The organism is Nocardioides sp. NPDC059952 (assembly GCF_042730435.1).
Taxonomy (GTDB): domain Bacteria; phylum Actinomycetota; class Actinomycetes; order Propionibacteriales; family Nocardioidaceae; genus Nocardioides.
Window position 1 is genome coordinate 1 of the sequence record NZ_JBHWLY010000047.1, and the last position, 20,057, is coordinate 20,057.

The window sequence follows — 20,057 nt, forward strand, 5'->3', positions numbered from 1 at the left end:
CGGCTCGGCTGCTGCCGCGTCGTCTCACACTGCCGTCCGCGGGCCCGGTGTTGGATGTTTTTAAGGAGCGGCCTGGGGGGGAAATTTGGTGAGTTTGAGCCGACTCGGCATCAGGCGAGGGTGCGGACGAATGTCACCGGCATCGAGGTCGGGTAGCGGTAGGAGAGCGAGTCGGTGTTGCGCTCGACCTGGTCGGCGGGCACCGCGAGGGAGACCTCGGGGAGGCGCTCCAGCACGGTGCGTACGGCCGCCTGCACGATGATGGTGCCCGGCCGCTGGGCGGGGCAGGAGTGGGGGCCGGCGCTCCACGACATGTGGGCGCGGTTGCCGATCTCCAGCCACGGGTCGCCGCCGGTCATCATCGGGTCGACGTTGGCCGCAGCGATGCACGGCACCACCGCGTCACCCTTGCGGATCAGCTGACCGCCGAGCTCGACGTCGCGCAGCGCGAACCGTGGGGTGATGTTGTAGCACGGCGGGTCGCGCCACATGACCTCCTCGATCGCCTGGTCGACGTCGAGGCGGCCGCCGCGCAGCCGGCCGGCGAAACGCTCGTCGGAGAGCATCAGCAGCAGGGTCTGGGTGATGGTCGCGATGGTCAGCTCGTTGCCGGCGATGATCATCACGATCATCGCCTCCATGACCTCGTTGTCGTCCCAGAGGCCGGGGTCGTCGATCAGGTGCGAGGTGAGGTCGTCCTGGGGGTCCCTGCGGCGCTTGGCGATGTGGTCGACGATCTCGACGGCGAGCTCGATGACCCCCTCCTGGGCGAGCTGGCCGCCGCCGAGAACCTTGTGGGCCGCCTTGCGCATCGAGTCGCCCACCTCATGACCCATGCCGAACATCGCGGCGACCGAGAGCAACGGGATCAGCACGGCGTAGTCCTGGACCAGGTCGGCCTCGCCGCGCTCGAGCATGTCGTCGACGAGGTCGTTGCAGATGCTGCGTACCTTCGCGGCGTAGCCGTGCTCGTCGACCCGCGAGAGGGCCCGGTCGACCGGCGAGCGCAGCCGTCGCCGGAGCTCGCCGTCGTTGTGGAAGGAGTTCTGCCGGGTGGTCACGAAGGGGTAGATCGGCATGTCCGGCAGGATCTTGCCCTCCTGCACCGCGCTCCAGTTGTCGCCGTTGCGGGAGAAGACCTCCTCGTTGCGGATGACCTCGCTGAACTCGGCATATCCCATCGCGAACCAGACGCGTACGCCGGGGGAGAGCTCGCCGGGGGCGACCGGACCCCACTCGGCCCGGAGCCGCTGGTGCACCTGCCTCGCCCGAGGGCCGACGGTGTCGGGTGCCTGGATCAGGTCGGTGAGGTCGGCGAGACGTACGGTGCGGGTGGGAGTCATCGCGGGTGCCTGTTCGGGTCGTGTGATCGGGTCAGTGATCGGGTCAGTGCGTCTTCAGCGCGTGGCGCACGAGCGCGGCGAGCGCACGGGCGCAGGCGTTGCGGTTCTTGGCGTTGCACACGACGATCGGGGTCTCGTCATCGAGGTCGAGCGCCGTGCGGATCTGGTCGGGCTCGTAGTTCGGCGCGCCGGGGAACTGGTTGATCGCGACCACGAACGGCAGGGACGTACGCGTCTCGAGCTGGTCCAGCACCTCGAAGGAGTCCTCGAGGCGGCGGGTGTCGACCAGGACCAGGGCACCGGCGGCGCCCTCGGCGAGGCCTGACCACAGGTCCCAGAAGCGGCGCTGCCCGGGGGTGCCGAACAGGTAGAGCGCGATCTCGTCGGTCAGGGTGATCCGGCCGAAGTCCATCGCGACCGTGGTCGTCGTCTTCTCCGGGGTCGCCGCGATCTCGTCGATCCCCTCGCTGGCCTGGGTGATCGACTCCTCGGTCCGCAGCGGCTCGATCTCGCTGACCGAGCCGATCAGCGTGGTCTTGCCGACCCCGAAGGAGCCGACCACCAAGATCTTGACCGACTCGACGACCGTCGGCGCCAGGTAGCGGTTGTCGTCAGAGGTGGTTGAGAGCATGCAGGACCTTCTGGAGGGTTTCGCGGGAGGGGCCGGTGGCGGTGTCGCTGTCGGGGCGTACGCCGATCAGGCCGGCGTCGATCATGTCCGAGGCGATCACCGCCAACACGCTGACCGGCTGGCCGAGATGGACGGCCATCTCGGCCATGGAGATCACGCCGAGGCACTGGGAGAGGACCTCGCGTTCCTGGCGGCCGACCTCCGCGGGGGCCGCAGCCGGGCTGGTGTGGCCGAGCAGCAGCGTCGCCGGCGTCAGCCGGTGGGTCGGGCGGGCACGACCGCCCGTCCGGACGTAGGACCGGATCGGGTGGTCGACGTAGTCGTCAGCGGCGTCGGGCATCGGCTCGGATCTGCTCAGACCGAACGTCTCGGGGTGCTCATCGCGCGCTCCCCGATCATCAGGACGGTCGCCTGCATCTGCTGGGCGACCAGCGCCGGGTCGATGCTCATCTCGGTGACCACCGCGAGGCGGGAGCCGTCGCCGGCGCCGCGGATGAACAGGAAGCCGCCGTTGAACTCCACCATCACCTGACGGGGGTGGGCATCGGCGCCGAACTGGCGGCTGATCCCGTGGCCGAGCGAGGTCAGTCCGGCGCACGCCGCGGCCAGCTTGTCGGCCTCTTCGCGCGGGGTGTGGCTCGTGCGGACCCGGACGAGCCCGTCGGCGGAGAGGACCACGACATGACGTACGCCGCGTACTCCCGCGACCAGCTCCAGCATCCAGCTGTTCTCATCGGTCATGGTTCCTCCAGTGGTTCTCGGGTGCGGAATCGGTCTCCGCGGCGGTGCTGCCGTCCATGCGGTCGACGGCCTGGTGCGGGATGGTCGTGCCCGTCGCGGGCGTGACCGGGGTGCTGAGGAAGCTGCTCATCCAGGCGCCGGCCTGCTCAGCGGTCGGCTCCGGGCGCGCAGGGACTGCTTGGCTCACGGCTTGCTGGTGTCCGGTGGCGAGGCGTAGGCCGCGCTTCGATCGGCGCTGGGGCAGGCCGTCGGAGGTGAACAGTGCGGACTCGCGCTGCTCGTGGTCGGGTACGGGATCGGGTGCCTCCGCGGTGGTGTAGACCGGCCAGGCCGGCGTCGCCGAGGCCGGTGGCGCCTTCGGCGCTCGCGCCAGGAGCGAGGAGGGGACCGGGGTCGAGACCGGCGTACGCGGCGCCACCTGCTCCGGAACGGCCGGGGTCAGCGAGGCCGTCATCGACTCGGGGACGAGGACGGCCACCCGCAGGCCACCGTGGACGGACTCGGTCAGATCGACGCGGAACCCATGTCGGCGTACGTAGGTGCCGACCACCGCCAGGCCGGTCTGCGGGATCTCACCGAGGTCGTGCAGGCGAACCTGCCGGGTGCCGGAGGCGATCTCGCGCATCCAGGCCAGGTTGGTCTCGTCCATGCCGACGCCTGCGTCGTCGATCTCGAGGGCAGCGCCGCGGCGTACGGAACGGATCGTGACCAGCACCTCCGTCGCGGGCGGCGAGGACTGGGTCGCGTTGGCGAGGAGCTCGGCGACGAGATGGATCAGCGGCTCGACGTAGGCACCCTGGATCGCCACCGGCGGGTCGCCCTCGACCCGGACCCGGCGGTAGGCGGTGATCCGGCCGGCCGCGCCGCGTACGACGTCGGCGATCGCGAGCGGGTCACGCCAGTGCTGCCCGGGCTGCTCCCCGCACAGCGTGGCGATGCTCTGTGCCAGCCGCGCCTGCTGCGCCGCCGCATGGTCGACCCGCATCCCCGCCTCGAGCACATCCGGCTCGGCCGGGAACTTCGCCACCATCCGCGTCGACTCCTCCTGGATCCGGTGCGCCGACGCCTGCACCTTGCGAGACAGCGACAGCACCGCCACCCGCATCCCGGCATCTCCGCCCCGCCCATTCGACTCAGCCGAATCCGCACTTGCGGGGGCCGAGTCGTCATTTGTGGCGGGCGAATCTGCGCTTATGGGGGACGAGACGACACTTTCGTCGTCCATTTCTGCAGATTCGGTCTCCGGTTCTACAGACTCGGGCGCCACTTCTACGGATTCGGCCACCGTTTCTACAGATTCGGCCGGGGTGCGGTCGTACGCCATCGCGGTGAGCCACAGGGTGAGGGCGACGACGGGTACGCCGGCGAGGATCCAGGGCCAGAACCACTGATCACCGGTGGTGACGAAGATGACGGGGGAGAGCGCGACGAAGAGGACGATCGCGGTACTGCAGAACCATGGACCGGCTCGGTGGAGTCGGGCCAGGAGTGGTCGGGTCATGTCAGGGCACCTGGTGTGGGGGTGAACAGTCAGGGCATGAACCCGCGGGTTCAGGGCGGTCTGGACGAATCCTGATCCAGTCCCCGGAGACCGGCGCACACACGCGCTCCACTTCATATCACCAACAGAGCGCTTGGTCACCTACCGCGGGTGATTTTGACCATATTTCGATGATGCATCCTCGACGCGGCCGGATCCGCCCGGGCGACTAAGGTGACGGGGTGTCACAAATGGGTCCAGGCTTCGGTGCGAGCGGCGGGGCGATGGGCGGCGGCGGAATCATGCGCAACCTGCGTGCCGACCGGACGGTTCTCCAGCGCGGGCTGCCGAAGGGCACGCTGAAACGCGTCGTCTCCTACGCCAGGCCGCACCGGGCCCTGATCAGCGCGTTCCTGGTGTTCACGGTCTTCGACGCCGCGCTCGTCGTGGTGACCCCGCTGCTGACCCAGCGCCTCATCGACGACGGTGTGCTCGAGCAGAACGTCTCGCTGGTGGTCTGGCTGGCCCTTGCGATGGCGTTGGTGGCCGTGGTCGACATGGGATTCGGGATCGTCTCGGGCTGGCTCTCGACCCGCATCGGTGAGGGACTCATCTTCGACCTGCGTACCCAGGTCTTCGGCCACGTCCAACGCCAGTCGCTGGCCTTCTTCACCCGGGCCCAGACCGGCGCACTGGTGAGCCGCCTGAACACCGACGTGCTGGGCGCGCAGCGGGCCTTCACCTCGACCCTGTCCAACAGCGTCTCCAACCTGATCTCCCTCGTCGTGGTCGGCGCGGCGATGCTGGTGCTGTCGTGGCAGGTGACGCTGATGTGCGTCGCGCTGTTCCCGATCCTGTTCCTGACCTCGCGCTGGGTCGGCCGCCGCCTGGCCGGCCTGACCCGCGAGCAGATGGACGGCAACGCGGCGCTGGCCACGACGATGACCGAGCGGTTCAACGTGGGCGGCGCCCTGTTGCTCAAGCTCTTCGGCCGCCGCGAGGAGGAGGATGCCGCGTTCGCCCAGCGCGCCGATGTCGTACGCCGCCTGGGCATTCGGATCGCGCTGCTGACCCGCCTGTTCGGGGCGACCATGCAGGTGGTGCCGGCGCTGGCGACCGCGCTGGTCTACGGCGTCGGCGGCTGGATGGTGATCCAGGGCGACGTCACGCTCGGCACCCTGACCGCGCTCGGTCTGTTGCTGGTGAGGCTGCTGGGGCCGTTGCAGGCGCTCTCCAACGTACGCATCGACGTGATGACCGCGCTGGTCAGCTTCGACCGCGTCTTCGAGGTCCTCGACCTGCCTTCGCTGATCAAGGAGAAGCCCGACGCGGTCGAGGTGCCGGCCGACGCCGCGTCGGTGCGGTTCCGCCATGTGGCCTTCACCTACCCGCACTCCGAGGAGGTCTCGCTCGCCTCCCTGGAGACCATCGCGCGGCCGGAGAGCCGGGAGGTGCGCGAGGTGCTCTCCGACATCGACTTCGCGGCCGAACCGGGGGAGATGGTCGCCCTGGTCGGTCCCTCCGGTGCCGGGAAGTCGACGATCACCCACCTGATCGCGCGGCTCTACGACGTACGCTCCGGGGCGGTCGAGGTCGGCGGCCTCGACGTGCGCGAGGTGACCCTGGAGTCGCTCGAGGCCGCGGTCGGCTACGTCACCCAGGACGCCCACATGTTCCACGACACCGTGCGCGGCAACCTGCTCTACGCCCGCCCCGGCGCCTCCGACGACGAGATCTGGGCCGCCCTCGACGCCGCCCAGGTCGCCGGGGTCATCAAGGGGCTCCCGGACGGTCTGGACACCGTCGTCGGTGACCGTGGCTACCGCCTCTCCGGCGGCGAGCGCCAGCGGCTCGCGATCGCCCGGCTGCTGCTCAAGGCACCCCACATCGTGGTGCTCGACGAGGCCACCGCCCACCTCGACTCCGAGTCCGAGGCCGCGGTCCAGACCGCCCTGGATGCCGCGCTGGAGGGACGTACGTCCATCGTCATCGCCCACCGGCTCTCCACCATCCGCGCCGCCGACCGCATCCTGGTCGTTGAGGCCGGGCGGGTCGTCGAGGCGGGCACCCACGAGTCGCTGCTCGCCGCCGGTGGGCTCTACGCGGAGCTCTACGAGACGCAGTTCCGTCGCTAGGCGGGGCGGTCAGCTCTTCCCGCTGCGCTCCTTCTCGTACGCAGCCTGGTAGGCCGCCTTCACGGCCTGCTTCTGGGCCAGCTTGGCGGCCTTCTTGCGGGCGCGCTCGTCGGCCGGCTTGTCGCCGTCGGCGGTGCCATCGTCTTGTGCAGGCTCGTCCGGGCGCTGCGTACGCCGCTCGTCATACATCAGGTAGAAGAACCCGGCGATCGCGAGGATGCCGAAGAACCACCACTGCAGTCCGTAGAAGAAGTGGGGGCCGTTGTCGAGCTCGGGCAGGTCGGCCGGGCGCAGTTGCGTGGCGGGCTCGGGGGACTCGGTGTCGAGGTGGAGCCAGCCGGTCAGGAGCAGTTCGTCGACCACCTTCGCGACCTGGGTCGAGGAGAGCGCGCGGGTGGCGTGGTAGCCGTCGACCTGGGCGACGTCGGTGGAGTCGCCGGTGCCGTCGGCGCGCACCCAGCCGGTGATCGTGACCTCACCCGAGGGCGGTGCCGGGAGGTCATCGAACTCGTCCTGCGACTCGGTCTGGAGCCAGCCGCGGTCGACGAGCACCGCGCTGCCGTCGGCGAGCACCAACGGGACGACGATGTCGACACCCTTCGCGTCGTCGGGGGTGCGGTAGCGCCAGATGATCGTGTCGTCGACCGCGTACGTCCCGGTAGCGGTCACCCGCCGCCACTCGTCCTCCTCGGAGACCTCGCGGCCCGGGGCCAGCACGTCGGAGACGGGCGACGCCTCGGCGTGCTCGTTGGTGCGGACGATCTGGTTGCTGGTCTTGCGGTCCTCGAGACGGTCGAACTGCCACTGGCCCAGCCACCAGGTCCCGTAGGCCAGGATCAGCACGAACACCGTGAAACCGGCCCAGCGTCGGCTGAGCAGGAAACGGAACGAACTCACCCGACGAGACTAACTGGCATGCGGTCCTCACTCACGATCCGGGTCCAGCCTGCCTAGACTGGTGTGATGACGACCTCCCCGACAGATCAGACCGAGCAGAGGCTCGTCGACCGGTTCGGCCGGGTCGCGACAGATCTGCGGGTCTCTCTGACCGACCGCTGCAACCTGCGGTGCACCTACTGCATGCCGGCCGAAGGGCTCGACTGGCTGCCTGGTGACGAGGTGCTCACCGAGGACGAGGTGGTCCGGCTGATCGGAGTGGCCACCGGTCACCTCGGGGTCCGCGAGGTGCGGTTCACCGGTGGCGAGCCGCTGGTCCGCCGCGGGCTCGTCTCGATCGTCGCGCGCACCCGCGAGATCGCTCCCGAGGCAGAGCTCTCGATCACCACGAACGCGCTGGGGCTGGCCAAGATGGCCGGGTCGCTCGCCGAAGCCGGGCTCGACCGGGTCAACGTGTCGCTGGACTCGATCCGGCCCGAGACCTTCGCGCAGATCACCCGCCGCGACCGGCTGGCCGACGTGGTCGCCGGGCTGGAGGCCGCGGCCGCCGCCGGTCTGGGCCCGATCAAGATCAACGCGGTCCTGCTGCGGGGAGTCAACGACGACCACGCCGCCGAGCTGCTCGGCTGGTCGGTCGAGCGCGGCTACGAGCTGCGGTTCATCGAGCAGATGCCTCTCGACGCCCAGCACGGCTGGTCGCGCGACAAGATGGTGACCGCCGACGAGACCCTGGCGGCGCTGTCGGCGGCCTTCGAGCTGACGCCCGCGGAGGAGCCCCGCGGCAGCGCCCCTGCCGAGCTCTTCTACGTCGACGGTGGCCCGGCCAAGGTCGGCATCATCGCCTCCGTCACCCGCCCCTTCTGCGGCGACTGCGACCGGGTGCGCCTCACCGCCGACGGGCAGGTGCGCGACTGCCTGTTCGCGCGCTCGGAGTCGGATCTGCGTACGCCACTTCGTGCTGGCGCCTCCGACGCCGATCTCGCCGCCCGCTGGGTCACCGCCATGGCCGGCAAGCGCGCCGGTCACGGCATCGACGACCTCGGCTTCCTCCAGCCCGACCGTCCGAGGGCCGCCCGGGGCGCCTAACCACCCGCGGTGCCGACCCCGGCGTGGGCGGTGTTGGCGCCGCGTTGACCCGCCGCCCGACGGGAGTGACGCCTCGTCAGGTGCCTACGCGGTCCAGGGCGTCCAGGACGAGGTCCCAATAGCCCCGTACGTCGAGGGTGATCGCCACCTGGGCGTTGGGTGGCTCGCCGAGGCGGCCGTGCAGGTCGACGACGGTGGCGCCGCGGGTCCAGCGGCCCTCGGTCTCGGCGGCCACGAACGACTTGTGCCAGGTGATCAGGCTGGGGTCGATGAGAGCCGCGATGGTGCAGGGGTCGTGGACCGGGGGAGCGGCGAAGTCGAAGACGTCGGAGTAGGTGCCGCCGAAGAAGCCCATCAGGTCGGCGCACGCCCGGCCGACCGGATGATCCATGGCCTGCATCCGCGCGACGACGTCGGGGGTGGCCAGCGCCTGGTGGGACAGGTTGAGCCCGACCATCCGGATCGGGAGGCCGCTGGTGAGGACGAGCTCGAGAGCCTCAGGATCGGCGTAGGCGTTGAACTCGGCGGCCGGCGTGGTGTTGCCGCGCTCGGTCGAGCCGCCCATGAAGACGATCTCGGCGATCTTCGGGCCGACCTCGGGATGGTCGCGCAGCAGCAGGGCGATGTTGGTGATCGGTCCGGTGGCGACGACGGTGACGGGCTCCGGGGCGGCCAGGAGGGACGTACGCAGGAACTCGACCGCTCCGGCGGCGACCGGGGGAGCGAGCGGGTCGGGGAGGTCGGGACCGTCGATCCCGGTCACGCCGTGGATGAAGTCGCCGATGTGGATCTCGCCGGCCAGCGGCCCGGCGGCTCCGGTGGCGACCGGGACATCGGGCCGCTGCGCCAGCGCCAGGATCCGCTGGGCGTTGTAGGTCGCCTTCTCCACCCGGCAGTTGCCGAACGTGGTGGTGATGCCGAGCAGGTCGATGTGCGGGCTGCCCAGGGCCAGCAGGATGGCGATGGCGTCGTCGTGGCCGGGGTCGCAGTCGAGGAGCACAGGGATCGGGTTCAACGCACGACCTCTCCGGGGGAACAACTAGTGAGGGACGACGTCCTTGAGGAATCCGCGCGCTCCCAGGAAGTCACCGAGCGACTCCTTGTGGGTCTCGCACGCGAGCCAGATCTTACGCCGATCGGCCGTGTGGATCTTGGGGTTGTTCCACTGCAGTTCCCACGAACCGGGGTCCTGGCAGCCCTTGGCCGAGCACAGGTCGGAGTCGAGCGCGCCCATCAGCGCTCGTCCTTCTCGTGGAGCTGCTGTTCGCGTCCGCTCTCGAGCTGGCGGGGGCCGTAAGGAGAGTCCATCAGGTTCATCTCGTCGCTCTTGGTGTTGGTCGCGTTGGCCATGACGACTGCGACGTAGGGCAGGATCAGAGCCGCCGCGATCAGGATCGGCCACAGCCAGCCGATGCCGGCCAGACCGGCGATCACGGCACCGATGAAGCACAGCGAGCGGATCGACATCGAGATGGCGTAGCGCTTCTGGCGCATGGCGATGTCCTCGGCGCGGCTACGGCCTGCGGTGGTGATCCTGATCGGTTGTGCCTTGGACATACCGCCAGTCTAGGTCGTGGCCGATGGCCTCCGGTCAATGGTGCGGACCCAACAGGGGCGCTCCGATGGACTTTGGATGGTTCTCACAAGCAAATCCAAGACATTGGTCGTACGCCGAAGTAATCGCTACCGTCGCGCCTGTGACTGACAGTGAAAACCCCACAAGCAAGCTGCCCCGTTCGGTGCTTGTCACCGGCGGCAGCCGCGGCATCGGCCGGGCGATCGCCGAGGCCTTCGTGGCCAACGGCGACAACGTGGCCGTGACCTCCCGCAAGGGCGGGGCTCCGGAAGGGGCCCTGGACCTGGTGTGTGACATCACCGACCCGGCCGCCGTCGAGGAGGCGTACGCCGCCGCCGAGGCCGCCCACGGACCCGTCGAGGTCCTCGTCGCCAATGCCGGGATCACGAAGGACACCCTCGTGCTCCGGATGTCGGAGGACGACTTCACCTCGGTGATCGACACCAACCTGACCGCGTCGTTCCGGCTCGCCAAGCGGGCCTCGAAGGGCATGCTGCGGCTGCGCCGCGGGCGGATCATCTTCATCTCCTCGGTCGTCGGGCTGCTGGGCAACCCGGGCCAGGTCAACTACGCGGCGTCGAAGGCCGGGCTGGTCGGCATGGCCCGCTCGCTCGCGCGTGAGCTCGGCTCGCGGGGGATCACCGCCAACGTGGTCGCGCCGGGGTTCGTGGAGACCGAGATGACCGCGGTCCTGACCGATGAGCAGCAGAAGGCGATCACGGACCGGGTGCCGTTGGGGCGCTACGCGTCACCGGACGAGGTGGCCTCGGCCGTGACGTGGTTGGCTGATGCGGGTTATGTGACCGGGGCCGTGATCCCGGTCGACGGCGGACTTGGAATGGGGCACTGATCATGGGTTTGTTGGACGGCAAGACTGTTCTCGTCGCAGGGGTCACGATGGACTCCTCGATCGGCTTCGCGGTGGCGAAGGTGGCCCAGGAGCAGGGCGCCCGCGTCCTGATCTCCAACTTCGGCCGCGCGCTGTCGATCACCAAGCGGATCGCGAAGCGGCTCCCCGAGGAGCCGCCGGTCCTCGACCTCGACGTGACCAACCAGGAGCACCTCGACGGCCTCGCCGACGCGCTCCGGGCCGAGGGCGTCGAGCGGCTCGACGGGGTCGTGCACTCGATCGCGTACGGCAACCCCGAGACGCTCCTCGGCGGCAAGTTCCTCGACGGCCCGTGGGACGACGTCTCCCAGGCGGTCCAGGTCAGCGCCTACTCGCTGAAGTCGCTCGCGATGGCGACCCGGCCGCTGCTGTCCCCTGGCTCGTCGATCGTGGGGCTGACCTTCGACGCGACGATCGCCTGGCCGGCGTACGACTGGATGGGTGTCGCCAAGGCCGCGCTCGAGTCGACCTCGCGCTACCTCGCCCGCGACCTCGGTCCGGACGGGATCCGCTGCAACCTCGTCTCCGCCGGGCCGCTCAAGACGCTTGCCGCCAAGGCCATCCCGGGCTTCGAGGAGCTCGACGAGGGCTGGGGCACCCGGGCGCCGCTGGGCTGGGACAACACCGACCAGGGCCCGACCGCGAAGGCCGTCTGCGCGCTGATCTCGGACTTCTTCCCGGCGACCACCGGCGAGATCATCCACGTCGACGGGGGCTATCACTCGCTGGGGGCGTGAGGTCATAGGGTTGCCCGCATGCGGACCCTCGTCATCATGCGGCACGCCAAGGCGGAGTCGTCGGCACCCACCGACTACGAGCGCCAGCTGACCGAGCGCGGCCATGCCGACGCGGTCGCGGCGGGGAAGTGGCTGGCCGAGCAGGGCGTGGTCCCGGACTACGCCCTGGTCTCGGCGGCCGACCGCACCACCCAGACCTGGGAGGACGTCGCGCTCGGCGCTTCGTGGGACCTGACGCTGGCCGAGTACGACCAGGGTCTGTACGCCGCCGGCACCTCCACCGCCCTCGACCTCGTCCGCGGCGTCGATGACGGCATCTCGACGGTCATGGTGATCGGTCACAACCCGACCGTGTTCTCGCTCGTGCAGCTCCTGGACGACGGCGAGGGCGACGACGAGGCCGGCAACGAGCTCGCCCTCGGCTTCCCGACAGCCGCCGTCGCCATACTCACCTACGACGGCGACTGGTCCGAGCTCGACGAGGCCGAGGCCTCCGTCACCGCCCTCCACGTCGGCCGAGCCTGACCGCCGAGAGGTCACCCGCGTCGGGCGAGACGTCACGTACGTTGCTCGAGAGGTCACACTGCTGCCACCTCGGCCAGCGGGAGTGACGTCTCGACAGATCGGCTTGGGCGGGTACCCGGACTGAGTCTGAGGTTGTGCGGTCGAGACGTCACTCGCGTCGGTCGAGACGTCACTCGCGTGCCACTCGGCCGACGCGAGTGACGCCTCGGCCGACCTACGTGACGCCTCGGCAGGATCTCAGAGGAGGGGAGGGGCGGGGGTGACGATGCCGGCTTCGGCGTCGGCGGCCTCGATCTCCTCACGGGAGATCCCGAGGAGGTACATGATCGTGTCGAGGTAGGGGACGTTGATGGCGGTTCCGGCGGCGGAGCGGACCGCGGGCTTGGCGTTGTAGGCGATCCCGAGGCCGGCGGCGGCGAGCATGTCGAGATCGTTGGCGCCGTCGCCGATGGCGACCGTGGCGGCCTCGGGGATGCCGATCTCGGCGGCGAACTCGCGAAGCGCGCGAGCCTTGCCGGCGCGGTCGACGACCTCGCCGACGACCTCACCGGTCAGCACGCCGTCGACGATCTCGAGCTCGTTGGCGCGGGCGTAGTGGATGCCGAGGTCGGCCGCCAACCGGTCGGTGATCTGCGAGAACCCGCCGGAGACGATGGCGAAGCGGTAGCCGAGGCGGCGCAGGGTGCGGACCATCGTCCGCGCTCCCGGGTTGAGCTGCAGGCCGGCGTAGACCTCGTCCAACGCGGTCGCGGGGACACCCTTGAGATACTTCACCCGCCCGCGGAGCGACTCCTCGAAGTCGAGCTCGCCGCGCATGGCCGCCTCGGTGACCGAGGCGACCTCCTTCTCGTAGCCGGCGTGGGCGGCGATCATCTCGATCACCTCCCCGTCGATCAGCGTCGAGTCGACGTCCATGACGATCAGGCGCATGCCGCGACGGACCAGATTGGCGGGCTGCACCGCGATGTCGACGCCCTGGGCGGCGGCCTCGGCCGCCAGCGTCACGCGCAGCTCGTCGGGAGCCGCACCGGAGACGTGCAGGTCGAAGGCGGTGACCGGGTAGCGGGCCAGCCGGATGATCCGGTCGATGTTGCCGCCGGCCGAGGCGATCGTGCGGGTCACCGACGCGAGCGCGGCCGCCTTCAGCGGCAGGCCCAGCACCGTCACCCGGGCGCGGTCGGCGGGCTCCCGCGGGGTGTCGCCGACGCCCTCCTCGATCTCGACGGTCATGTCGAGAGCGTGGGCGGTCTCCTCGATCGCGTGCTTGAGCGCGTCGGTGCTCGCCGCGTCGGCCGGCGCGGTCACCAGGAGCCCGAGCACGAGCCGCGCCCGCAGCACGATCTGCTCCAGGTCGACCACGTCGACCCCCGCCAACGCGAGCGTCGCCAGGGTGGCCGAGGTCAGCCCGGGACGGTCGTTTCCGGCGAGGGTGATCAGCAGAGTGTCGGGACGGCGCTCGAGCGCGTCGAATTCCTCGGTCATCGCTGCAAAGCCTAGTGGAGCCGGTCCCCGCGTCTCAGTTCGGCGGCCACACCTCGGGCGATCCCGCCGCGGTGAGCGCCCTCCGTGCCGCGCGGTCGAGGCCGACCAGCGCCTCTCGCCGCCGGAGCATCTCCGAGGCGGACACGGCACCGCCGTCGTCCTCGAGTGCCACCGCGACGATCTCCCGGGCCTGTACGCCACGAGCAGCGAGCTCCACGCACCGCGGCGGCACCCCGGGCGCCCCGGCCAGGGAGGGCCGGTGGCGGAGGTTCATCAGGCGGTCGGCGACCTCGGGCCGCCACCGGGCGACGTCGAGCTCGGCGAGCGCCGTCGCGGACTCGCTCAGCGCGAGCCGCAGCGCACGGTCGGCCTCACCGACGTCGGGCAGCTGACGTCGGGAAGCCGCGTACGCCTGCCACTCGACGACCGCGCCGACCCGGACCGGAACCAGCCCGATGCCGGCGTCGCACACCGCCGCCTCCCCGGCCTCCATCGCGGCCGAGTTGAAGGCCCGCGGCCCACCCAGCCCGACCGGGTCGCCCTCGGCCGGGAACGCGACCCCGACACCGGTCGCCCCCTCCGTACGCAGCCGTCCCATCCCGCTGACCAGGGTGTCCGCGACCCCCTCGGTGCCACCGAGCCCGAGTGCGGCGAGCCCGCTGACGGTATGGGTCGCATCAGGCCCGATCACCGCATCCAGCACCAGGTCGGTGACCGCCTCACCGCGCAGCCACGCCGTCACCCACCAGGCCAGCCGCAGTGTCTCCGGCGTGGTCTCCAGCGACTCGGATTCGTCAACACTCACAGCCGCCTACCCTAACCCCGAGCCGGCCGACCCCTGCCGATAGATTTGCCGCCATGGCAGCCGTGCTGGAGTTCACCGACGTCACCGTACGCCGCGGGGGCAACGCCCTTCTCGACTCTGTGAGCTGGGTGGTCGAGGAGGACGAACGCTGGGTCATCCTGGGCCACAACGGCGCTGGCAAGACCACGCTGCTCCAGGCCGCCGCGGCCCAGCTCCACCCGACCTCGGGCGTCGTGAAGATCCTCGGCGAGCAGATCGGCCGCATCGACGTCTTCGAGCTGCGCCCGCGCATCGGCCTCACCTCCGCGGCGCTCGCCGACCGGATCCCGCGCCACGAGCTCGTCCGCGACGTCGTGGTGAGCGCCTCCTACGGCGTGGTCGGGCGCTGGCGTGAGCACTACGACGACCTCGACCACGACCGTGCCCAGGCACTGCTGATCGAGGTCGGCATCAAGCACCTCGGCGAGCGCCGGTTCGGCACCCTGTCCGAGGGCGAGCGCAAGCGCGTCCAGCTGGCCCGCGCGCTGATGGTCGACCCCGAGATGCTGCTCCTGGACGAGCCCGCCGCCGGGCTCGATCTGGGCGGTCGCGAGGACCTGGTCTCGACGCTGTCGACGCTGGCCTACGACCCCGACAGCCCGGCGACCGTGCTCGTCTCCCACCACGTCGAGGAGATCCCGCCCGGCTTCAGCCACGTGCTGATGATGCGCTCCGGCCGGATCACCGCCCAGGGGCTCATCGAGGACACCCTGACCTCGGCCAACCTCTCCAAGACCTTCGGTATGCCGCTCGAGCTCGAGGCGAGCGAGGGCCGCTTCTGGGCCAAGCGTCGCGCCCGTCACACCCGGTAGGCGGAACGTTAAGAAGTCGGTACCCGAACGTCCCCACAACGCATGGCCCGTCTGGATAGGGTGACGCCCATGGACTGGCAGGACTGGGACTGGGCGATCTGGACGGCACTCGGAGCGCTGCTCGTCGTCGGAGAGCTCTTCAGCCTCGACCTGATCCTGCTGATGCTCGCCACCGGCGCCTTCGCGGGTGCCTTGACCGGCGCGTTCACCGACAGCTTCGTGATCCAGGCGATCGTCGCGATGGCGGTCTCTGTCTCCATGCTCGCGGTCGTACGCCCGGGGTTGGCCAGGCGGCTCCACAACGGCCCGGAGATCCAGATCGGCGCGCAGAAGCTGATCGGTGTCCAGGCCATCGCGCCCGTCGAGATCAGCGCCCACAAGCCTGGGCAGCTCAAGCTCGAGGGCGAGCTCTGGACCGCTCAGCCCTATGACGAGACGCTCGTGATCGCGGCCGGCACGCCGGTCGAGGTGCTCGAGATCAGAGGAGCGACGGCGTACGTCCATCCTCTTCCGGAGCTCGGGACTCCGTAGCTTCCGGGCAACCTGACGCACAACGAACAGACAAGGACTGATTGGCAATGGGTGGCATCATCCTGGCCCTCCTGGTCATCTTGGCGGTGCTGGTGATCACCACGCTGGCCAAGACGATCAAGATCATCCCGCAGGCGCGGGTCGGCATCGTGGAGCGCTTCGGCAAGTTCCAGTCGAAGCGTGACCCCGGCCTGAACGCGGTGATCCCGTTCGTCGACAAGGTGCGCTACATGATCGACATGCGTGAGCAGGTCGTCGCGTTCGCACCGCAGCCGGTGATCACGGAGGACAACCTGACCGTCTCGATCGACACGGTCATCTACTTCCAGGTCAACGACCCGGTGGCGGCAACGTACGAGATCGCCAACTACATCCAGGCCGTCGAGCAGCTCACCATGACCACCCTGCGCAACATCGTCGGTGGCATGACCCTGGAGGAGACGCTGACCAGCCGCGAGCAGATCAACTCGGGTCTCTCGATCGTCCTGGACGAGGCGACCGGTCGCTGGGGCATCAAGGTCAAGCGCGTCGAGATCAAGTCGATCGACCCGCCCATGTCCATCAAGGACGCGATGGAGAAGCAGATGCGCGCGGACCGCGACAAGCGCGCCGCGATCCTGACCGCCGAGGGTCAGCGCCAGTCCGCGATCCTCTCCGCCGAGGGAAACAAGCAGTCCGCCATCCTCAACGCCGAGGGCCAGCGCGAGTCGCAGATCCTCGCGGCGCAGGCCGACCGGGAGGCCGCGATCCTTCGCGCCCAGGGTGAGGGCCAGGCCATCCAGACCGTCTTCCAGGCGATCCACGACGGCCGCCCCGACCAGTCGCTGCTGGCCTACCAGTACCTGCAGATGATGCCGAAGATCGCCGAGGGTGACGCCAACAAGGTGTGGATCATCCCGAGCGAGATCGGCGCCGCGCTCGAGGGCCTCGGCTCGACGATGAACAGCCTCAAGGGCATCCCGGACGAGGTCGAGGGCCCGGTCAAGCGCGTCGACATGGGCTCGGCCGAGCCGAAGCTCGACCTCGAGCAGTCCGCCGCGGCCAAGGCCGTCGAGCAGGCGCTGGCCGAGGCCAAGGAGGCCGAGGCCCCCAACCGGCCGAAGCCTCCTGCAGAGCCGACCGCCTAAGTGGATCCTCTTCAGTCCGCCCTCATCCTGATCGCCGGGGTGGGGGCGGGCACCATCAATGCCGCCGTCGGTTCCGGGACTCTGATCACGTTCCCGACGCTGCTGGCCTTCGGCGTACCTCCGGTCGTCGCCAACGTGTCCAACACGATCGGCCTGGTGCCGGGCTCGCTGGCCGGCGCCTGGGGCTACCGTCGCGAGCTCGCCGGTCAGCGCGGGCGGATCCTGCGGCTCGGGGTGGCCGCGCTCATCGGTGGCGCGGTCGGCGGGATCCTGCTGCTGGTGCTGCCGCCGGGTGCCTTCGAGGCGATCGTCCCGGTGCTGATCGGGCTCGGCGTGGTCCTGGTGATCACCGGTCCGCGCATCTCCCGGTGGGTGGCCAAGCGCCACGGCGACGCACCCGCCGATGGCAGCGAGCGCTGGTGGGTCTGGCCCGCGATCGCGATGCTCGGCGTCTACGGCGGCTACTTCGGTGCCGCTCAGGGCGTGCTGATGATCGCGATCATCGGCATCGGGGTCGCCGAGTCGCTGCAGCGCCTCAACGCGCTCAAGAACATCCTCGTCGCCATCACCAACGGCATCTCCGGGCTCATCTTCGCCCTCGTGGCCGACGTCGACTGGCAGATCGCCGCCCTGATCGCCGTCGGCGCCACGATCGGTGGTCTGCTGGGTGCCAGGATCGGCCGCCGGCTGCCGCCCAACGTGCTCCGCGGTGTGATCGTCGTGGTCGGCATCACCGCGCTGGTGGCTTTCCTGGTGGGCTGAGTCCGGCCGGAGTCTGATGGGATGGGTCCCATGGAGCTCTACGACGCGATGCGGACCACCCATGCCGTACGCGAATTCACCGACGACCCGCTGCCCGACGAGATCCTCGCCAGGATCCTCGACAACGCCCGGTTCGCGCCCTCGGGCGGCAACCGGCAGGGCGCCCACGTCGTGGTCGTACGCAGCCAGGAGACCCGCGAGCGTCTGGTCGAGCTGACGGGGACGGGTGCCCGCAGGTACCTCGCGCAGCAGCGGTCGGGGGAGATGCCGTGGAACACGGTGCACCCGACGGCGGTGACCGACGAGCAGATCGCCGCGACCCGGGTCCCGCGCGGGATGACCGAGCCGCTGCGTACGGCTGCGGTGGTGCTCGTCTTCCTCGTCGACCTGGCAGTGGTCGCCTCGATCGACTCGGAGCTGGACCGGGTGGGCGTCGTCTCCGGCGCCTCGGTCTACCCGCTGGTGTGGAACACGCTCCTGGCCGCCCGCAACGAGGGGTTCGGTGGGGTGATCACCACGATGGCGGTCGCCGAGGAGCCGGCGCTCCTCGAGCTGCTCGGCGCCCCCGAGGGACATGCCGTCGCCGCGGTGGTCCCGATGGGCAGGCCGGTCAAGCAGCTCACCAGGCTGCGCAGGCAGCCGGTCGAGGAGTTCGTCACCCTGGAGACGTACGCAGGGACACCGCTGAGAGACGACTGATGGCGGGTCCCGGAGGACCCGCCATCAGACTCAGACCTCGAGGATCAGGCCTTGTCGGCCGGGACCGCTTCGGCAGCCGGGTCGGCGCCGTTGCTGCTGTGGTCGTCCTCAACGACCGCGAGCGCGAAGTCGTCGCCGTGCTCGGTGACGCCGGTGATGACGGCCTGCTCGACCGCCTCCGCGGCGTACTGACCACGCACGATCAGCGGATCATGGGCCAGGTCGCGCTGCAGCGAGACCGCCAGCCCGACCATGATCACCGCGAACGGCAGTGCGGCCACGATCGTGATCGTCTGCAGACCCGACAACGCATCCGCACCGCCGGCGATCAGGCCCAGGATGGCCACGACACCGGTCGCGACACCCCAGAAGACCACCGTCGGCCGGCTCGGCTCCTCGGAGCCGCGCTCGGAGAGGGTGCCCATCACGATCGAGGCCGCGTCGGCGCCGGAGACGAAGAAGATCGCCACCAGGACCATGACCAGGATGCTCATCACGGTGGCCAGCGGGAACTGGTCGAGCGTGGTGAACAGCTGCGACTCGACCCCGCCGAGACCGGCGATGTCGACGGTGCCGTCACGCTGCAGGTCGATGGCGGTGCCGCCCATGATGCAGAACCAGATCACGCTGACGGCGCTCGGGACCAGGAGCACGCCGGCGACGAACTGCCGGATGGTGCGCCCACGCGAGATCCGCGCGATGAACATGCCGACGAACGGCGTCCAAGAGATCCACCAGGCCCAGTAGAAGACGGTCCAGGAGCCGAGCCAGGCGGAGGTCTCCTCGCCGCCGACACCGGTGCGGGCCGACATCTGAGCGAGGTCGCCGATGTAGGTGCCGAGCGAGGTCGGGATCAGGTCGAGGATGAAGACCGTCGGGCCGACCACGAACAGGAACAGCGCCAGGAGCAGGGCCAGCACCATGTTGATGTTGGAGAGCCACTGGATGCCCTTGGCCACACCCGAGACCGCCGAGATCACGAAGCAGACCGTCAGGACCGCGATGATCCCGATGAGGACGTTGTTTCCGACCTCGCCGAGCCCGGCCACGATCTGCAGGCCGCTCTCGATCTGGATCGCGCCCGTGCCGAGCGAGGTGGCGGAGCCGAACAGGGTCGCGAAGATCGCGAAGATGTCGATCGCCTTGCCGGCCGGACCCTCGACGGTCTTCTTGCCGAGCAGCGGCGTGAAGGCCGAGGAGATCAGGCTGACGCGACCCTTGCGGTAGGCGCCGTAGCCGATCGCCAGACCCACGACCGCGTAGATCGCCCACGGGTGCAGCGTCCAGTGGAACATCGTGGTCGCCATCGCGTGCTGGATGGCTTCGGGGTTGCCTGCCTCGCCGGTGCCCGGCGGCGGGGTGACGTAGTGCGAGATGGGCTCGCTGACGCCGTAGAACATCAGACCGATGCCCATTCCGGCGCTGAACATCATCGCGATCCAGGAGGCCGTGTTGAACTCCGGTTTCTCGTCGTCACGGCCCAAGGGGATGTTGCCGTACTTGCTGACGGCGAGCCAGACGATATAGATGACGAAGCCGCTGGCGGTCAGGACGAAGACCCAGCCGGCCTTGTCCAGCACCCAGGTGAGGGCGTCGCCGGCGACCTTGCCCATGCCGTCGGTGTTGATGAAGCCCCAGGCCATGAACGCGATGGCGATGGCCGCCGCGACGCCGAAGACTACCCAGTCGATTCCCTTGCGTTGGTCCTGTTCGCTCGAGATCGGCAGGTCCAGCGCGGGGTGGGGGACGACTTCACCGGT

The 20,057-nt window shown here is 69.8% G+C and carries 22 protein-coding genes; 10 read left to right on the forward strand and 12 right to left on the reverse strand.

Going from position 1 to position 20,057, the window contains the following annotated elements:
* Nucleotides 1-110: 110 nt before the first annotated feature.
* The 5 genes from ACFV9G_RS19915 to ACFV9G_RS19935 are packed head-to-tail and all read right to left on the reverse strand — an operon-like array spanning nucleotide 111 to nucleotide 3,820.
* Complete coding sequence (locus tag ACFV9G_RS19915; protein ID WP_378729259.1) at nucleotides 111-1,343, reverse strand: hypothetical protein; 1,233 nt, start codon at nucleotides 1,341-1,343, stop codon at nucleotides 111-113.
* Nucleotides 1,344-1,386: 43 nt separating this feature from the next.
* Nucleotides 1,387-1,908: an ATP/GTP-binding protein gene (locus ACFV9G_RS19920; RefSeq protein ID WP_378729311.1), complete on the reverse strand. Its 522-nt coding sequence runs from the start codon at nucleotides 1,906-1,908 to the stop codon at nucleotides 1,387-1,389.
* Nucleotides 1,909-1,954: 46 nt separating this feature from the next.
* The gene (locus ACFV9G_RS19925) at nucleotides 1,955-2,314 is read right to left on the reverse strand and encodes a DUF742 domain-containing protein (protein ID WP_378729260.1); all 360 of its coding nucleotides are present in this window, start codon (nucleotides 2,312-2,314) and stop codon (nucleotides 1,955-1,957) included.
* Nucleotides 2,315-2,328: 14 nt separating this feature from the next.
* Nucleotides 2,329-2,715 (reverse strand): roadblock/LC7 domain-containing protein, encoded by a 387-nt coding sequence (locus ACFV9G_RS19930; RefSeq protein ID WP_091041067.1) that lies wholly within the window; start codon nucleotides 2,713-2,715, stop codon nucleotides 2,329-2,331.
* Nucleotides 2,705-3,820: an ATP-binding protein gene (locus tag ACFV9G_RS19935; protein WP_378729261.1), complete on the reverse strand. Its 1,116-nt coding sequence runs from the start codon at nucleotides 3,818-3,820 to the stop codon at nucleotides 2,705-2,707. The genes ACFV9G_RS19930 and ACFV9G_RS19935 overlap by 11 nt, the downstream gene beginning before the upstream one ends.
* Nucleotides 3,821-4,446: 626 nt before the next feature.
* Here ACFV9G_RS19935 and ACFV9G_RS19940 point away from each other — a divergent pair.
* Nucleotides 4,447-6,330 carry an ABC transporter ATP-binding protein gene (locus tag ACFV9G_RS19940; RefSeq protein ID WP_378729262.1) on the forward strand — a complete coding sequence of 628 codons (1,884 nt, stop codon included), beginning with the start codon at nucleotides 4,447-4,449 and terminating at the stop codon, nucleotides 6,328-6,330.
* A gap of 9 nt (nucleotides 6,331-6,339) precedes the next feature.
* On the opposite strand, the gene ACFV9G_RS19945 is transcribed toward ACFV9G_RS19940, so the two are convergent.
* A complete protein-coding gene (locus tag ACFV9G_RS19945) occupies nucleotides 6,340-7,227 on the reverse strand; it encodes an SURF1 family protein (protein WP_378729264.1) in 888 nt (295 codons plus the stop codon).
* A gap of 66 nt (nucleotides 7,228-7,293) precedes the next feature.
* On the opposite strand from ACFV9G_RS19945, the gene moaA reads away from it, so the two are divergent.
* Nucleotides 7,294-8,313, forward strand: a complete 1,020-nt coding sequence (gene moaA, locus ACFV9G_RS19950) for a GTP 3',8-cyclase MoaA (RefSeq protein ID WP_378729266.1) — start codon at nucleotides 7,294-7,296, stop codon at nucleotides 8,311-8,313.
* Nucleotides 8,314-8,389: 76 nt separating this feature from the next.
* Here the strand turns inward: moaA and ACFV9G_RS19955 are convergent, their stop codons facing one another.
* The 3 genes from ACFV9G_RS19955 to ACFV9G_RS19965 are packed head-to-tail and all read right to left on the reverse strand — an operon-like array spanning nucleotide 8,390 to nucleotide 9,870.
* Nucleotides 8,390-9,328: a nucleoside hydrolase gene (locus tag ACFV9G_RS19955; RefSeq protein WP_378729267.1), complete on the reverse strand. Its 939-nt coding sequence runs from the start codon at nucleotides 9,326-9,328 to the stop codon at nucleotides 8,390-8,392.
* 24 nt (nucleotides 9,329-9,352) lie between these two features.
* Nucleotides 9,353-9,547: an acetone carboxylase gene (locus ACFV9G_RS19960; protein ID WP_378729269.1), complete on the reverse strand. Its 195-nt coding sequence runs from the start codon at nucleotides 9,545-9,547 to the stop codon at nucleotides 9,353-9,355.
* A complete protein-coding gene (locus tag ACFV9G_RS19965) occupies nucleotides 9,547-9,870 on the reverse strand; it encodes a DUF3099 domain-containing protein (RefSeq protein ID WP_378729271.1) in 324 nt (107 codons plus the stop codon). Before ACFV9G_RS19965 ends, ACFV9G_RS19960 begins: the two co-directional genes overlap by 1 nt.
* A gap of 170 nt (nucleotides 9,871-10,040) precedes the next feature.
* Here ACFV9G_RS19965 and fabG point away from each other — a divergent pair, with 170 nt between their 5' ends.
* The 3 genes from fabG to ACFV9G_RS19980 are packed head-to-tail and all read left to right on the forward strand — an operon-like array spanning nucleotide 10,041 to nucleotide 12,040.
* Nucleotides 10,041-10,739, forward strand: coding sequence for a 3-oxoacyl-ACP reductase FabG (gene fabG, locus ACFV9G_RS19970; protein WP_378729312.1), 699 nt, complete (start codon nucleotides 10,041-10,043; stop codon nucleotides 10,737-10,739).
* Nucleotides 10,740-10,741: 2 nt separating this feature from the next.
* Complete coding sequence (fabI, locus tag ACFV9G_RS19975) at nucleotides 10,742-11,515, forward strand: enoyl-ACP reductase FabI (protein ID WP_355227769.1); 774 nt, start codon at nucleotides 10,742-10,744, stop codon at nucleotides 11,513-11,515.
* Nucleotides 11,516-11,533: 18 nt separating this feature from the next.
* The gene (locus tag ACFV9G_RS19980; RefSeq protein WP_378729272.1) at nucleotides 11,534-12,040 is read left to right on the forward strand and encodes a SixA phosphatase family protein; all 507 of its coding nucleotides are present in this window, start codon (nucleotides 11,534-11,536) and stop codon (nucleotides 12,038-12,040) included.
* A gap of 237 nt (nucleotides 12,041-12,277) precedes the next feature.
* On the opposite strand, the gene serB is transcribed toward ACFV9G_RS19980, so the two are convergent.
* Nucleotides 12,278-13,522 (reverse strand): phosphoserine phosphatase SerB, encoded by a 1,245-nt coding sequence (gene serB / locus ACFV9G_RS19985; protein WP_378729273.1) that lies wholly within the window; start codon nucleotides 13,520-13,522, stop codon nucleotides 12,278-12,280.
* Nucleotides 13,523-13,556: 34 nt separating this feature from the next.
* Nucleotides 13,557-14,327, reverse strand: coding sequence for a hypothetical protein (locus ACFV9G_RS19990; RefSeq protein ID WP_378729274.1), 771 nt, complete (start codon nucleotides 14,325-14,327; stop codon nucleotides 13,557-13,559).
* Nucleotides 14,328-14,380: 53 nt separating this feature from the next.
* Here ACFV9G_RS19990 and ACFV9G_RS19995 point away from each other — a divergent pair, with 53 nt between their 5' ends.
* The 5 genes from ACFV9G_RS19995 to ACFV9G_RS20015 all read left to right on the forward strand — a co-directional run bounded on the left by ACFV9G_RS19995 (nucleotide 14,381) and on the right by ACFV9G_RS20015 (nucleotide 18,297).
* Complete coding sequence (locus ACFV9G_RS19995; protein WP_378729275.1) at nucleotides 14,381-15,178, forward strand: ABC transporter ATP-binding protein; 798 nt, start codon at nucleotides 14,381-14,383, stop codon at nucleotides 15,176-15,178.
* 69 nt (nucleotides 15,179-15,247) lie between these two features.
* Nucleotides 15,248-15,709, forward strand: coding sequence for an NfeD family protein (locus ACFV9G_RS20000; protein ID WP_378729276.1), 462 nt, complete (start codon nucleotides 15,248-15,250; stop codon nucleotides 15,707-15,709).
* A gap of 47 nt (nucleotides 15,710-15,756) precedes the next feature.
* Entirely contained in the window at nucleotides 15,757-16,836 is a 1,080-nt protein-coding gene (locus ACFV9G_RS20005; RefSeq protein ID WP_378729277.1) for an SPFH domain-containing protein, read from the forward strand.
* The gene (locus tag ACFV9G_RS20010) at nucleotides 16,837-17,598 is read left to right on the forward strand and encodes a sulfite exporter TauE/SafE family protein (protein ID WP_378729279.1); all 762 of its coding nucleotides are present in this window, start codon (nucleotides 16,837-16,839) and stop codon (nucleotides 17,596-17,598) included.
* 30 nt (nucleotides 17,599-17,628) lie between these two features.
* Nucleotides 17,629-18,297, forward strand: coding sequence for a nitroreductase family protein (locus tag ACFV9G_RS20015; protein ID WP_378729280.1), 669 nt, complete (start codon nucleotides 17,629-17,631; stop codon nucleotides 18,295-18,297).
* A gap of 44 nt (nucleotides 18,298-18,341) precedes the next feature.
* On the opposite strand, the gene ACFV9G_RS20020 is transcribed toward ACFV9G_RS20015, so the two are convergent.
* Nucleotides 18,342-19,940 (reverse strand): BCCT family transporter, encoded by a 1,599-nt coding sequence (locus ACFV9G_RS20020; RefSeq protein ID WP_378729281.1) that lies wholly within the window; start codon nucleotides 19,938-19,940, stop codon nucleotides 18,342-18,344.
* Between the last annotated feature and the right edge of the window lie 117 nt (nucleotides 19,941-20,057).